This window comes from Aerolutibacter ruishenii (assembly GCF_007830115.1).
GTDB lineage: Bacteria > Pseudomonadota > Gammaproteobacteria > Xanthomonadales > Xanthomonadaceae > Aerolutibacter > Aerolutibacter ruishenii.
This window is the reverse complement of record NZ_VLKP01000005.1, coordinates 47842-62491: the sequence shown is the minus strand read 5'-3', so window position 1 is coordinate 62491 and position 14650 is coordinate 47842. Positions and strand designations below refer to the sequence as shown.

Sequence of the window (14650 nt, the reverse complement as noted above, 5' to 3'; positions counted from 1 at the left end):
AGGGCATCGCGCGTGGATGCAACGACGAAGTTGCCGGACGAAACCGGCGCCATCGAGCCCCGGCTCACGTCCCTCGCCCATGGTGGCGGTTGTGGCTGCAAGATTGCGCCGGGCGTGCTGTCCGGGTTGCTGCACGGCATTTCCGGCCTGCCGGCGCCGGCCGAGTTGCTGGTGGGGCGCGAGACCAGCGACGATGCCGCGGTCTATCGCCTCAATCAGCGGCAAGCGGTGGTGGCGACGACCGACTTCTTCATGCCCATCGTCGATGATCCGTTCGACTTCGGCCGCATCGCCGCGACCAACGCCCTGTCCGATCTCTACGCGATGGGCGCCGCGCCGTTGTTCGCGCTGGCGGTGGTTGGCATGCCGATCAACACGCTGTCCACGGAGACCATCCGCGAGATCCTGCGCGGCGGGGAGCAGGCCTGCGCGGACGCGGGCATCGTGGTGGCTGGCGGGCACAGCATCGATTCGGTGGAGCCCATCTATGGGTTGGCGGCCATCGGCGTGCTGGATCCGGCCCACCTCAAGCGCAATGGCGGCGCGCGCGAAGGCGACGTGCTGGTGCTGGGCAAGCCGCTCGGCGTGGGTGTGTATTCCTCCGCGCTGAAGAAGGGCCTGCTGGACGCGGACGGCTATCGTGAAATGCTGGCAACCACCACCCAGCTCAACCGGGTAGGCGAGCGCCTGGGCAAGTTGCCGGCCGTTCACGCAATGACCGACGTCACCGGTTTCGGCCTGTTGGGCCATCTGCTGGAATTGTGCCGGGCCAGTGGCCATGCCGCGGAGGTCTCCGTCGATAGCGTGCCGCTGTTGCGGCAGGCAAGGTCGCTGTTCGAGGCCGGCTGCGTGACCGGGGCATCGAATCGCAACTGGAACTCCTATGGCGCGGACGTCGGGTTGGCGGATGACGTGCCGGCGGATTGGCGCGCGCTGCTGACCGACCCCCAGACCAGCGGCGGGCTGCTGGTCGCGTGTTCGCCGGATGCGGCCCCGGACGTGCTGCTGGCGTTCAGCGAAGGCGGGTTCACCGACGCAACCGCCATCGGTCGCATGGTTGCGGGGACGCCACATGTCCAGGTGTTGGCGGGCTGAGTTGCAAACCCGGCGGCAGCGCTCGTTCAAGCCGGTTGCGGCGATGCCCGATCAAGCCGCTTGCGCCAGCACCCCTACCAGTCGCGACAACGACACCACGTCCTGGTGATTGTGCGCGGCCACGCGCCGCAGGTTGTTGGCACTGCCACCTCGCAGGTACTCCAGCCAGGCGGCGGGGGCTTCGGCACCGGGCAGGTCGTCTTCACGCACCACGCGCAGTACTTCGCGTTCGATGGTGGCAAGGCGGCAGTTTTCCCATATGCCACGCCAGCGTCGGCGGCTGGGAAACAGCAGGTCCACGTGCGCCAGCGCGGCCAGCGGATTGGTGCGGCGTGCCAGCCTGTAGCGGGTCGCCAGCAGCGGCGCGTCATAGCACTTACCGTTGTAGCTGACCAGGATCGTCGCGGGATTCAGCCAGCCGGCAAAGGCATCCAGCATCGCCGCTTCGCCCGCCATGGCGGTCAGGTAGAGCTGGCGCACGCGCAGACCATCGTCGACCCAGTCGGCTGCGCCGATCATGAAGGCGCGGGTACCGGTGCCGCCCGCAAGACCCGTGGTCTCGGTATCGAAGAACAGCAGGTCGCGACTGCGCAGCAGGTCCTTGCGGTCGAAGGTGCCATCCAGCCAGTCGGGGGTCTGTCCGCAGCGCTGGATGCGTTCGACAAGTCGCACGCCCGGGGCGATTTCGGTGCCGGGAACCTCGCGGTCCAAGTGCGCCTGGGGACGAACCGGACGAGGCGTGCGCACGCGCAGGAGCTGGCGCAATCGGTCGAGCGAAGCTTGCGGATCGGGGCTGGTGGCACCTGGCATCCCGTTGTCGCGAGCGGACATCGGCCCGGTGGCTCCATGCGTGCCCGTGCAAGGTGCGGGCATGGCTCCAGTGGATGGATGCATGTGCGCGGCCAACGCTGGCACGTTCGCCATTCGGACGGCAGTCGTGTCCCGCTGGCCAGTCTGACGCTTCAGTTGCTGCAGCTTGGCCAGGCTCAGGCTCATGCGGGCACCACGCCGGCATCCAGCGCCTGCAGCACATCCAGGGCCAGCCGCTTGGGCGTGGTGGCGGGACCGCCATCAGCATTCAGAACCGGGCCGACGCAGGCGGGACAGCCGGCGCGGCATTCGCAGCCGGCCACCAGCGCGCGGGCCTTCTGCACCAGTTCGCGCTGTCGTCGCCACAGCGGTTCGCTCAGGCCCACGCCACCAGGGTAGTTGTCGTACAGGTACACGGTAGGGGTGAAAGCGTCGTGCGTATCAGGCGAGGTGAGACTGCCGTCCTGCCCACGCAACTGGCCACGGCCGCGGCCATCACCATGGGCGAACCATGCGCCATCACCGCTGCCCACCGCCTTCTGCAGGTCGGCGCCGTCGGCCATCACCGCCACCTTGGCCACCACGTGCAGCGCGTACGCCGCCCCCAGGAACCCGTCCAGCGCGTCCTGCCGTGTGGCGAAGCGGGACTCCAGCACGGCCTGCGGCAACTGCCACCACACCGCGGTGGTGTGCATCTCCTGGTCGGGCAGGTTGACCGGTCCGTAGCCGATGTTCTCATGGGTGTAGTAGCGGATCTTCTTGTAGCCGGCCACGCGCCGCACCACGTGCACTTCGCCGTGGTGGCTGCCGCCTTCGCCGGCCTTGCCGCCTTCAAAGCGCTCCAGCACCTTCAACCGGGTGTAGTCGATGGCATCGGTGTAGTAGTCCACGTGGGTGCGCGTGACATAGGCCTTGCGGCCGTCCCAGTCCAGCCGCTCCACCTGGTAGGGCGTGGACTGGACCATGTGGATGGCGCCTTCGTACAGCATCAGCGGCGTGGAGCTGTAATCCACCTCGGCGATGATGGTCTGGCGTCCATCGGTGCGGTCCACCACCACGAAATTGCCGTCGGCCACCGAGCGCAGGCTCACCGCATTGGCCGGGTAGCTGTCGGCGATCCATTCCCAGCGGTCGCCTTCGCCGTGGATCACGCCGTCCTCGGCCAGCAGTTCGAGGTAGACCTGCGGGTCCACGGCGCCATCGCGGCCGCCAAAGCGTTCGCCCTTGAGGAACGGCAGTTCGAATGCGGCGCAACGGATGTGGTCAAGCAGGATCACCGGCTGGTCCGCGGCGATGCGCGCCTGCTCGGGCGGGTGCGCGCCGAAGAAGTCGGGGTTGCGCACGATGTACTGGTCCAGCGGATCGGAGCTGGCGACCAGCACCCCCAGCGAGGGCTGCTGGCGGCGGCCGGCGCGGCCGAACCGCTGCCACGTGGCGGCGATGCTGCCGGGATAGCCGTTGAGCACCACGACATCCAGGCTGCCGATGTCCACCCCCAGTTCCAGCGCGGAGGTGGACACGATGCCGTCCACGCGGCCGTCGCGCATGGCGCGCTCGGCCTCGCGGCGTTCGGTGGGCAGGTAGCCGCCACGGTAGGCGCGGATGCGCGCCGGCTTGCGCGGGTCGTGGTCGAACACATCCTTGAGGTATTTGGTCAGCACCTCGACCATGGTGCGCGACTGGGCAAACACCAGCGTCTTCAACCGCGCCTTGATGGCCATGCGTGCGATGCGATTGCTCTGCGAGCGGGCGGACGCGCGCAGGCCGAGGTCGGGATTGACCACCGGCGGGTTCCACAGCAGCACGTGCTTGTCGCCGCTGGGCGCGCCGGATTCGGTGATGGCTAAGACGTCCTCTTCGACCAGTGCCTCGGCATGCGCCTGCGGGTTGCCGATGGTGGCCGAGCATAGGATGAACTGCGGGTTGACCCCGTAGAACGCGCACACCCGCTTGAGCCGGCGCAGCACGTTGGCCAGGTGCGAGCCGAACACGCCGCGGTAGCTGTGGATCTCGTCGATCACCACGTACTGCAGGTTCTCGAAGAACTGCGCCCACTTGGTGTGGTGGGGCAGGATGCCTTGATGCAGCATGTCCGGGTTGCTGACCACGATGTCGCCGCTCAGGCGGATGGCCTGGCGCTGGTCGCCGGGCGTGTCGCCATCGAACGTGGCGGCCCTGACCCCGAGGTCACCGGCGTTCGACAGCTCGATCAGCTCCGCCACCTGGTCCTGCGCCAGCGCCTTGGTCGGGAACAGGTACAGCGCCTTCGCCCGGCGCTGCATGGCCGCGCTGACCACGGGCAGCGTGTAGCACAGGCTCTTGCCGGAGGCCGTGGGTGTGGCGATGACCACGTGCCGTCCCCGCTGCACGGCGTCCCACGCCTGCGCCTGGTGTCGGTACAGGCGGCCGACCCCGCGGCTGGCCAGGGCGGCGGCCAGCGCGGGCGGCAGGTCCGCGGGCAACGGGGCGAAGTCACCCTCGCGGCCCGGCACCCGCAGCGTGCCGGTAATACGGCTGGCGTATTTGCTGCCCAGCCGGGCGGCCAGGCGGCCGCCGTCATGCGCACCCTCCGGCCGTGGCGCGGTGGGGAATGCGTCGGCGACGGGGGATACGGGCTGGGCAACGGTGCGATTCATGCGGATAGTCCGATGTACTGGCCGCGTTTTTAGGCCAGCCACGTCTCACGCAATGAGATCGCGGGGGAATTGATCCGGATCAACGCCCCGTTCCCGCAGCGGCGCGCTAATGCAGTATCCGCCCACGTGGAGCCCGCGTCATGATCAAAGACATCGTAGTCCCGCTGACCGGAACGGCAGGGGATGCCAATGCAGTGGCCGCAGCGCTGGAACTGGCGACGGCCGAAGGCGCGCACCTGGCGCTGCTGGAACTGGTCAACCTGCCGGTTCCCGTGCCTGGACCGTGGGGGATGGTGCCGGATGCTTCCATGGCCGGGCTGTATGACGAACTGCGCGCGCAATCCGAGCAGCGCGCGGTCAAATGGCGCGAGAAGCTCAAGACCTCCGGCATCATGGGCGAAGTGCGCGTGGTCGAATCCCTGTTCGTGGAGCCCCCGCGCACCGCCGCCATCAACGCGCGATACGCGGACATGAGCATCATCAGCGGCGCCGATCCGGGTGATGCGGGCGCCGCGGCCACGATCCATCCGTTCTTCAGCGAGCTGCTGATGGAGTCGGGTGGGCCGGTGCTGGTGGTTCCCCCGTCCAGCCGCCCAACGTCCGCCCGGGGGCATGCGGTGGTGGCATGGCGTCCCACGCCAGAGGCTTCGCGTGCGCTGCATGATGCGCTGCCGTTGCTGCGCCGTGCCGCCACGGTGGACGTGGTGGTGGTGGACCCCCGTTCAGGCGAGTCGGGCGATGGCGAACAGCCGGGGGCGGACATTGCCACGCACCTCGCGCGGCATGACCTGCGGGTCAATGTGGTCGCGCTGGAGAGCGGTTCGCGCTCGGTGGCGCAGGTGCTGCTGTCACATGCCCGGGAAACCCGCGCCGACCTGCTGGTGGCCGGCGGCTATGGCCACTCGCGCTTCCGCGAGTGGGCGTTGGGAGGCGCGACGCGCGAGATGCTGGAGCAGTCGCACCTGCCGGTGTTGTTCTCGCACTGAGTCAGGCGACCAGCGTGGCGGCGAGGGATGCCGCCACGCACCAGAGCACGACCCACAGTGCGGATGCCCGCAGCCACGCCAGCATTGCAAATCCCACCAGGGCAATGGCGAGATCCGTCGGGTTGCGCACGCCCTGGGTCCATACCGGGTCATGGAACGCGGCCGCCAGGAGGCCCACGACGGCGGCGTTGATCCCGGCCACCACGCTGGCCGCGGCACGGTGGCTGGCCAGTCTGGTCCAGACGGGCAGGACGGCACCCAGCAGCAGGAAGCCCGGCGCGAAGATCGACAGCAGCGCGACCAGCCCGCCGACAGCGGGCGAATGCGACATCGGCACCGTGGCCCCCAGATAGGCAGCCAGGGAGAACATCGGGCCGGGGACCGCCTGTGCCGCGCCGTAACCGGCCAGGAACGTGTCGGCGGTCATCCAGCCGCTGTCCACCATCGTCTGCTGCAGCAACGGCAACACCACGTGGCCACCACCGAACACCAGCGCACCGGCCTGGTAGAACGCGGCAGCGATGCCGGCCACCGACGGCGTCGGTGACGGCTGCCACGCCAGGGCAAGTCCCAGTCCGAGCAGGAAAAGCGAAAACAGGAACGCCGCCCCACGTGCGCCGTAATGCACCGGGAACACCGCCGTCGGCAGCGCCTTCGCCTGCCGGCACAGCCAGGGGCCGAGCACGGCACCCATCACGATGACCGCCAGCTGCACCCAGGCGTTGCCCGTCAACGCGACCACTGCCGCGGCCGCCCCGGCGATCAGCAGGCGCTGCCCATCGGGTGCCAGTTGCCGGATCATCCCCAGCAGGCCATGCGCGACCACGGCAACGGCGACCAGCTTCAAGCCGTGCACGGTTGCTGCACCGATCTCGCCTTGCCATCGCGGCGTCAGCAGCGCGAACACCAACATCAACAGTGCCGAGGGGAGGGTGAAGCCGGCGAAGGCGGCGAGCGCGCCGCGCCATCCCGCACGGAACAGGCCAATCGCGAACCCCATCTGGCTGCTCGCGGGACCTGGCAGGAACTGGCACACCGCCAGCAACTGCGCGAACTGCGATTCGTCCAGCCAGCGGCGGCGCTCCACGAACGCCGTGCGCAGGTAGCCGAGGTGCGCGATGGGGCCGCCGAACGAAGTCAGGCCCAGGACTAGGAACACTCGAAACACCTCGGCGGCCGTGCCCGATGGCGGGCGGGTCGTGCCGGGCGTTGCAGCGCGGGAGGTGCCGTCGTTGTCGTGGGGATGCATGCCCGCGTTCCGCTCAGGGAACGCGAGTATGGGAACGTCGCCGTGGCTGCGTAAAGCGTCGCCGCGTGCGCAGGCGTCAGTGCGCCGAATACCCGCCGTCGATCACCAGTTCCGAACCGGTCACGAACTTGGACTCCTCCGACGCCAGGTACACCACGCCCCAGGCGATGTCATCCGGCTCGCCCATGTGGCCCAGCGGGTGCAACCGGCCCACCTCGTCGCGGGCGGCCGCCAGGTCGGTGGCCCCACTGGCCTGCAGGTGGTGCTCCACCATCGGCGTCCAGATGTAGCCCGGATGGATGGAGTTCACGCGGATGCGGTCGGGCGCGTAGATCATCGCGTCGGTCTTGCTCATCAGCCGCACCGCGCCCTTGGAGGCGTGGTACGCGGGCACGTCCGGCGCGCCCACCAACCCGTAAATGGACGACAGGTTGATGATGCTGCCGGCACCCGCGCGCTTCATGTGCGGCAGTGCGTGCTTGGTGCAGAACAGCACGCCTTTCACGTTGACCGCCTGCACCCGATCCCACTCCTCCTCGGTGATCTCGTGGGTGAGCTTGGTGCTGCCGGAAATGCCGGCGTTGTTGACCAGCACGTCCACGCTGCCGAAGTGGTCGGCCACCTCGGTGATGGCTCGGGCCACGTCGGCCTCGCGGGTGACGTCCACGTGCCAATAACGGGCCTTGCCCCCGGCGTGGTTGATGGCGTTGGCCAGCGCCTCGCCCTCGGCGTCCAGCCGGTCGAAGATCGCCACGGCCGCGCCTTCCTCCGCCAGCCGCGACACGCAGGCGTGGCCGATGCCGACGGCGCCGCCGGTGACGATGCAGGTCTTGCCTTGGACGCGGTTCATGCCGGGCTCCTGACGGGGAAGGTCTGCCACATGCTCATGTCTGGTGCCGCACGATGACTTGATTCCGATCAGATTGGATGACGTCGACCACGATTACCGCCCGTCGGCGCGATGGGTTAACCTTGCGTCATGGCTCGCCCCCGCCGCCAACGCCTGCTCGCGACGCTGCGCATGCTCATGCTGGCGCTGTTCGTGCTTGGCGGAATGACGCAGCAGGCGCTTGGCACCATGGGTGAGCTGCATGAGTTCACCGCGCACGGCGACTCCGCCCCCGGCCATTCCGAGCATTTCAAGGCGCACGCGCACGACGGGGCGGCGACGGCGTCCGACGATACCGACGCGCAGGACCCCACACACCAGTTGCTGCACTACGCCCACTGCTGCGGGCAGACGGTGGGGTTGCAGGGCTTCACACCGCCCCAGCTGGCGGTGCAGGCCATGCCCATCGCACTACCTGCGGCCATGACGCACTCGATCGTGCCGTCGCCGGCCGCCACTCCGTTCCGACCTCCCATCCTGGCGTGAGACTGGGCCGGCGGATGCCGGCGTTGCGTCTTTGATTTACCGGATTTTCGGAGAGTATCCCCATGCGTTTGCGACTCGCGGCCCTGGCCGCGTGGGTCGTGGTGGTTGCCGTGGCTGGACCCACGGCGACCGCGGCCCCATCGGCGGTGGAAAGCCGCCTGACCCTGGACGACGCCATTGCACGCGTCGCCACCTCCCACCCCGAGCTGCGCCTGTACAGCGCCCGCGGCGATGTGCTGGCCGCCGAGCGCGACCGTGCCTTGCAACGGCCGGCGCTGGTCGTCGGTGCATCCGTCGAGAATGCCCTTGGCACGGGTGACACCAGCGGCGTGCAGGGCGCGGAACTGACCCTGACCCTGGCCTCGGTGCTGGAGCGTGGCGGCAAGCTCGATGCCCGCCGCACCCTGGTGCAGAGCCGCATCGACGCCTTGGCGGTGGAGCGCGAGACCCGACGCCTGGACCTGCTGGCGGAAGTCGCGCGCCGGTACCTGGCGGTGGTGGCGGCGCGCCAGCAACACGGCATCGCCACGGCCGATATCGGGCAGCGTCAGCGCACCGTGGCGGCGGCGCGCCATCGTTTGCAGGCAGGCGCATCGCCGGAGTCGGTGGTGTTGACCGCACAGGCGGCCCTGGCGCGCGCGGAGCTTGAGCTGGCTCGCAACGAGCACGCCGAGCGCGCCGCTCGCCAGCATCTGGCGGCGATGTGGGGCGAACGCGAACCCACGTTCACGGTGGCGGACATCGACCCTACGGCATTGCCCGCCATCGAGGAGGCTTCGGCGCTGGCCGCGCTGCTGGACAGCACACCGGAGCTGGCCCAGTTCGCCGACGAACGCCGCATCCGCGAGGCCCGGCTGCAGCTGGCGCGCGCGGATGCGACGCCGGACCTGGGCTGGCAGGTGGGCGTGCGACGGTTGCAGGCCAGTGACGACACCGCACTGGTCGGCAGCGTGTCCATGCCCGTGGGCACGCGCAACCGCGCCATGCCCGGCATCCGCGCCGCCGAGGCCGAGTTGGCCAGCCTTGAGATCGAGCGCGAGGCCAAGGGCCTGTCGCTGTACGCCACGCTGGTCGAAGCCCATGGCCGTTACCGCGTGGCACAGGCCGAAACCGAGCGCCTGCGCAGCGATGTGCTGCCCAAGCTCGCGCGGGCCGAAACTGCCGCCGAGCGCGCCTACCGCGCCGGTGCCATCAGCTACCTGGAATGGGCACAGCTGCAGGCCGAGCAGAACCTGGCTCGCCGCCAACGCCTTGATGCCGCGCTGGAGGCCCAGCGCGCCCTGATTGAAATCCAGCGTTTGACCGGCCAGGCGTTCGTCGCCGGCCCCGACGCGCCCGCACAAGGAAACAACCCGTGAATCTTCGTGAATTGAGCGCCGCGTGTGCGCTGACCCTGTTGTTGGCCGCTTGCGGTGGCAAGCCCGACGCCGAAGCCGGACACGGCGGCGATGAAAGCGGCGCGCATGGCCCTGACGCCGGTGGTGAACACGCCGCGGCAGAGGACCCCACCAAGGGCGCGCACGGTGGGCGCTTGCTGGAGCAGGGCGGCTACGCGGTCGAGCTGGCCATCGCCGAGGACGGCACGCCCCCCCGGTACCAGGCGTGGCTGTACCGCGATGGCAAGCCGCTGCCGGCCAGCGCGGGCACGGTGGAAGTGCGCCTCAAGCGACTGGGCAACATCGCCGAACACCACCTCCTCAAGCCGCTGGATGACGGCAGCCTGATGGCGAGCAGCATCGTCGGCGAGCCACACTCGTTCGACGTCGAGGTGGTGGCCACCATCCAGGGCAAGACCGTGCGCTGGGCGTACGACAGCTACGAGGGACGTACGACGATCGACCCCAAGGTGGCGCAGGAGTCCGGCATCCGGGTGGCGCCGGTCGGCCCCGGGGTGATCGCCGACGAGCATGAGGTGCAGGGCTTGCTGACCCCCATGGAGGGCCGCGTCGCCCAGGTGGCGGCGCGTTTCCCCGGGCCGGTGCGCCGTGTGGCCGCCAATGTCGGTGACCGCGTGCGCGCGGGGCAGGTGTTGGCGGTGGTGGAGAGCAACATCAGTCTCACCAACTACAGCGTGACCTCGCCGATCAGCGGCGTGGTGCTGGCGCGCAACGCCGCCGTCGGCACCGTGGCCAGCGAGTCGTCGCCATTGTTCGAGGTGGCCGACCTGTCCTCGTTATGGGTGGACCTGCACGTGTTTGGATCGGACGCGCAGCACATCACTGCCGGCGTACCCGTCACCGTGACCCGCCTGAGCGACGGCGCCACGGCCGAAACCACGCTGGAACGCGTGCTGCCGGGCACCGCCACGGCCAGCCAGAGCACGGTGGCCCGCGCCACGATCAACAACCACGACGGACTGTGGCGTCCGGGTTCCGCGGTCAAGGCGCGGATCACCGTGGCGCAGCAGCAGGCCGCCATGGTCGTGCCGCTGACCGCCCTGCAGACCTTTCGCGACTGGGAGGCTGTGTTCATCCGCGTGGGCGACACCTACGAGGTGCGGCCGGTCGAACTGGGCAAGCGTGACGCGCAGCGCGTGGAAGTCCTCTCCGGATTGAAGGGCGGCGACCAGGTGGTGGTCGAGCAGAGTTACCTGGTGAAGGCGGACATCGAGAAGTCCGGCGCTTCCCACGACCACTGAGGCCGCCTCCCATGCTTGAGAAGATCATCCGATTCGCCATCGGGCACCGCTGGCTGATGCTGGTGTTGACGCTGGCCCTGGTCGGCATCGGGACATGGAGCTTCACGAAGCTGCCCATCGATGCCACCCCCGACATCACCAACGTCCAGGTGCAGATCAACACCGAGGCACCGGGCTACTCGCCACTGGAGTCCGAACAGCGCGTGACATTCACCGTGGAAACCGCCATGGCGGGCCTGCCGGGACTGGATTACACGCGCTCCATTTCCCGTTATGGCCTGTCGCAGGTCACCGTGGTGTTCAAGGACGGCACCGACGTGTACTTCGCCCGCCAGCAGGTGGCTGAGCGGTTGCAACAGCTGAAATCACAGTTGCCGGAGGGGCTGGAACCGGAGATGGGTCCCATCGCCACGGGCATGGGCGAGATCTTCATGTACACGGTCGACGCCAATCCCGAGGCCAGGAAGAAGGACGGCACGCCGTGGACCGCCACCGACCTGCGCACGCTGCAGGACTGGGTGATACGACCACAACTGCGCAACACGCCGGGAGTGACGGAGGTCAACACCATTGGCGGCTTCGCGCGCCAGATCCACATCACCCCGGATCCGGCACGGCTGGTGACGCTGGGCTTCACCCTGCACGACGTGGTGCGCGCCATCGCCGCCAACAACCAGAACGTGGGCGCGGGCTACATCGAGCGCAATGGGCAGCAGTTCCTGGTGCGCGCACCGGGGCAGGTGGCTGACCTGGACGGTATCCGCGACATCGTGCTGGACCGGCGCGATGGCGTGCCGATCCGGGTGCGCGACGTGGCGCAGGTGGGCGAGGGGCCGGAGCTGCGCAATGGCGCGGCCACGCAGAATGGCCGCGAGGTCGTGCTGGGTACGGTGTTCATGCTGATTGGCTCCAACAGCCGTGACGTGGCCCAGGCGTCGGCGGCCAAGCTGGCCGAGGCCAACAAGAGCCTTCCGCCCGGCGTGTCGGCCAACCCGGTGTATGACCGGACCTCGCTGGTGGACCGCACCGTCAAGACCGTGGCCAAGAACCTGGTCGAAGGCGCGCTGCTGGTCATCGCCGTGTTGTTCCTGCTGCTGGGCAACATCCGTGCGGCGTTGATCACGGCGGCGGTGATTCCACTGTCGATGCTGTTCACCCTGACCGGCATGGTGCGCGGCGGCGTGTCCGGCAACCTGATGAGCCTGGGTGCGCTGGACTTCGGCCTGATCGTGGACGGCGCGGTCATCATCATCGAGAACTGCCTGCGCCGGTTCGGCGAGTTGCAACACCGGCTGGGGCGGCTTCTCACCGATGAGGAGCGGTTGGATACCACCGCCGCCGCCACCGCGGAGGTGATCCGGCCCAGCCTGTTCGGCCTGGGCATCATCACCGCGGTGTACCTGCCCATCTTCGCGCTCACCGGCGTGGAAGGGAAAATGTTCCACCCGATGGCGATCACCGTGGTGCTGGCGTTGACCGGCGCGATGATCCTGTCGCTGACGTTCGTGCCGGCCGCCGTTGCGATGTTCCTGCGCGGCAAGGTGGAGGAGAAGGACACGCGGCTGATGCAATGGGCGCGCAGGGCTTACGCGCCGGCACTGGAGTGGACCTTGCGACATCGCGCCTGGGTGCTCGGCGGCGCCTTGGCCGGCGTCGTGCTGTGCGGCATCCTGGCCACGCGACTGGGCTCGGAGTTCGTGCCGAGCCTGGACGAGGGTGACATCACGGTGCATGCGCTGCGCATCCCCGGCACCAGTCTGACGCAGGCCGTGTCGATGCAGGAGAGCCTTGAGAGCACCTTCGCCCGGTTCCCGGAGGTCGGCACGGTGTTCAGCAAGCTGGGCACCGCCGAGGTGGCGAATGACCCGATGCCGCCGTCGGTCACCGACACCTACCTGATGCTCAAGCCGCGCGAGCAGTGGCCCGACCCCCGCAAGCCAAAGGCCCAGCTCATCCAGGAGCTGGAGGCTGCGGCACGCAAGCTGCCGGGCAACAACTACGAGTTCACGCAGCCCATCCAGATGCGCACCAACGAACTGATCTCGGGCGTGCGTGCCGACGTCGCCATCAAGCTGTACGGCGATGACCTGGAAAGACTGATGGAAGTGGGCGAGCAGATCGAAGCGGTTGCCAAAGGCGTGCCCGGCGCCGCGGACGTGAAGCTGGAACAGTCCACCGGCCTGCCACTGCTGACCGTGACCCCGGACCGCAACGCCCTGGTGCGCTACGGGCTCAACCCGGGCGTGGTGCAGGACACGCTCGCCACGGCGATCGGCGGCAAAGTGGCAGGCCAGTTGTTCGAAGGCGATCGACGGTTTGACATCGTGGTCCGACTTCCCGAGCACCTGCGGCAGGACCCGGCGGCACTCGCCGACCTGCCGATACCGCTGGACGGGGCGGATAACGCCGACGAGTCCAGCCGGGCCGCCGCGTGGATGTCCGGCACTCCGCAAACGGTACCGCTGCGTGAAGTCGCGAAGATCGACACAACACTGGGCCCGAACCAGATCAACCGCGAGAACGGCAAGCGCCGCGTGGTGGTGACCGCCAACGTGCGTGGCCGCGACCTGGGCGGCTTCGTCGCCGACCTGCAGCAGCGCGTGGATGCCGGGGTGAAGGTGCCATCGGGCTACTGGATCGACTATGGCGGCACGTTCGAGCAGCTGATCTCGGCCAGCCAGCGACTTTCGCTGGTGGTGCCGGTCACGCTGGCGATCATCTTCGCGCTGCTGTTCTGGGCGTTCGGCTCGGCCAAGGATGCGGTGATCGTGTTCAGTGGCGTCCCGTTGGCGCTCACCGGCGGCGTGATCGCGCTGGCGCTGCGGGGCATCCCGATGTCGATCTCCGCAGGCGTCGGCTTCATCGCGCTGTCGGGCGTCGCGGTGCTCAACGGCCTGGTCATGATCACCTTCATCCGCAAGCTGCGCGAACAGGGTGACCCGCTGGACAGTGCGATCGTCGATGGCGCCCTCGGCCGTCTGCGGCCGGTGCTGATGACCGCACTGGTGGCGTCGCTGGGGTTCCTGCCGATGGCCTTCAACGTGGGCGCCGGTTCGGAGGTGCAGCGTCCGCTGGCCACGGTGGTGATTGGCGGCATCGTGTCCTCGACCTTGCTCACGTTGCTGGTACTGCCCGCGCTGTACCGTTGGCTGCATCGCGACAATGAGCCGCAGGGCCAATGGCTCAATGGCTGACGGAGGATTGATCCATGGGTGATTGTGGCGCGTGCTGCGGTACGACCATTGACGTGCAGGCCTTGCAGGCGCGCCAGAAGCGCGTCCTGAAGGTGGTACTGGTACTCAACCTGGTTACGTTTGCAATGATGGTGGGCGCGGCCTGGTGGTCGCGCTCATCCTCGCTGTTGTCCGGCGGGCTGGACAACCTCGGTGATGCGCTGACCTATGCGCTGAGCCTGGCGGTGGTCGGGGCCAGCACGGCGGCCAAGGCCCGGGTTTCGCTGTTCAAAGGCGCGCTGATCCTGCTGGCGGCGTTGGTGGTGGGTGCGCAGATCGTCTGGCGGCTGGCGAATCCCGCGGTGCCACTGTTCGAGGGCATCGGTGTGGCCGCCTTGCTCAACCTGGGCGCCAACCTGCTGTGCCTGCGCCTGCTGACGCCCTATCGGCATGGGGACGTCAACCTGGCATCGGCGTGGGAGTGCTCGCGCAACGATGTCTGGGAAGGGCTCGCGGTGCTTGCCGCCGCCCTGGGCGTCTGGCTGTTCGATGCCGGCTGGCCTGACCTGGTGATCGCCGCCGGCCTGCTGGTGTTGTTCCTGCGGTCTGCCGTGCGCGTGTTTCGTGCGTCATGGGAGGCAATGCGCCAAGGCTCACCACAGAATTCCCAGGTGACGTGACCGGTCGC

10 protein-coding genes and 1 pseudogene are annotated in these 14650 nt (G+C 68.6%); 7 read left to right on the top strand and 4 right to left on the bottom strand.

Going from position 1 to position 14650, the window contains the following annotated elements; translation table 11 throughout:
- The first annotated feature begins 12 nt into the window (after positions 1–12).
- Positions 13–1095: a selenide, water dikinase SelD gene (selD, locus tag IP93_RS07110; RefSeq protein ID WP_144813778.1), complete on the top strand. Its 1083-nt coding sequence runs from the start codon at positions 13–15 to the stop codon at positions 1093–1095.
- A gap of 51 nt (positions 1096–1146) precedes the next feature.
- Here the strand turns inward: selD and IP93_RS07105 are convergent.
- Positions 1147–1680: pseudogene (locus IP93_RS07105) on the bottom strand (ribonuclease H-like domain-containing protein); the annotation flags it as partial.
- A gap of 407 nt (positions 1681–2087) precedes the next feature.
- Positions 2088–4541, bottom strand: coding sequence for a DEAD/DEAH box helicase (locus IP93_RS07100; protein ID WP_144813775.1), 2454 nt, complete (start codon positions 4539–4541; stop codon positions 2088–2090).
- Between the two features lie 140 nt (positions 4542–4681).
- Between IP93_RS07100 and IP93_RS07095 the strand changes: the two genes are divergently transcribed.
- Positions 4682–5527: a universal stress protein gene (locus IP93_RS07095; RefSeq protein ID WP_144813772.1), complete on the top strand. Its 846-nt coding sequence runs from the start codon at positions 4682–4684 to the stop codon at positions 5525–5527.
- A gap of 1 nt (position 5528) precedes the next feature.
- Here the strand turns inward: IP93_RS07095 and chrA are convergent, their stop codons facing one another.
- Both chrA and IP93_RS07085 read right to left on the bottom strand, forming a co-directional pair.
- Complete coding sequence (gene chrA, locus IP93_RS07090) at positions 5529–6776, bottom strand: chromate efflux transporter (protein WP_144813770.1); 1248 nt, start codon at positions 6774–6776, stop codon at positions 5529–5531.
- Between the two features lie 76 nt (positions 6777–6852).
- On the bottom strand, positions 6853–7626 hold the full coding sequence (locus tag IP93_RS07085) for an SDR family NAD(P)-dependent oxidoreductase (protein WP_144813768.1): 774 nt from the start codon (positions 7624–7626) through the stop codon (positions 6853–6855).
- Between the two features lie 129 nt (positions 7627–7755).
- On the opposite strand from IP93_RS07085, the gene IP93_RS07080 reads away from it, so the two are divergent.
- The 5 genes from IP93_RS07080 to IP93_RS07060 all read left to right on the top strand — a co-directional run bounded on the left by IP93_RS07080 (position 7756) and on the right by IP93_RS07060 (position 14642).
- Positions 7756–8151: a hypothetical protein gene (locus IP93_RS07080; protein WP_144813766.1), complete on the top strand. Its 396-nt coding sequence runs from the start codon at positions 7756–7758 to the stop codon at positions 8149–8151.
- Positions 8152–8213: 62 nt separating this feature from the next.
- Positions 8214–9509: a TolC family protein gene (locus IP93_RS07075; protein WP_144813763.1), complete on the top strand. Its 1296-nt coding sequence runs from the start codon at positions 8214–8216 to the stop codon at positions 9507–9509.
- Positions 9506–10789: an efflux RND transporter periplasmic adaptor subunit gene (locus IP93_RS07070; RefSeq protein WP_425480034.1), complete on the top strand. Its 1284-nt coding sequence runs from the start codon at positions 9506–9508 to the stop codon at positions 10787–10789. The genes IP93_RS07075 and IP93_RS07070 overlap by 4 nt, the downstream gene beginning before the upstream one ends.
- A gap of 11 nt (positions 10790–10800) precedes the next feature.
- The gene (locus tag IP93_RS07065; protein ID WP_199747144.1) at positions 10801–13983 is read left to right on the top strand and encodes an efflux RND transporter permease subunit; all 3183 of its coding nucleotides are present in this window, start codon (positions 10801–10803) and stop codon (positions 13981–13983) included.
- 14 nt (positions 13984–13997) lie between these two features.
- Positions 13998–14642, top strand: a complete 645-nt coding sequence (locus IP93_RS07060; protein WP_144813758.1) for a cation efflux transmembrane domain-containing protein — start codon at positions 13998–14000, stop codon at positions 14640–14642.
- Positions 14643–14650 lie beyond the last annotated feature (8 nt).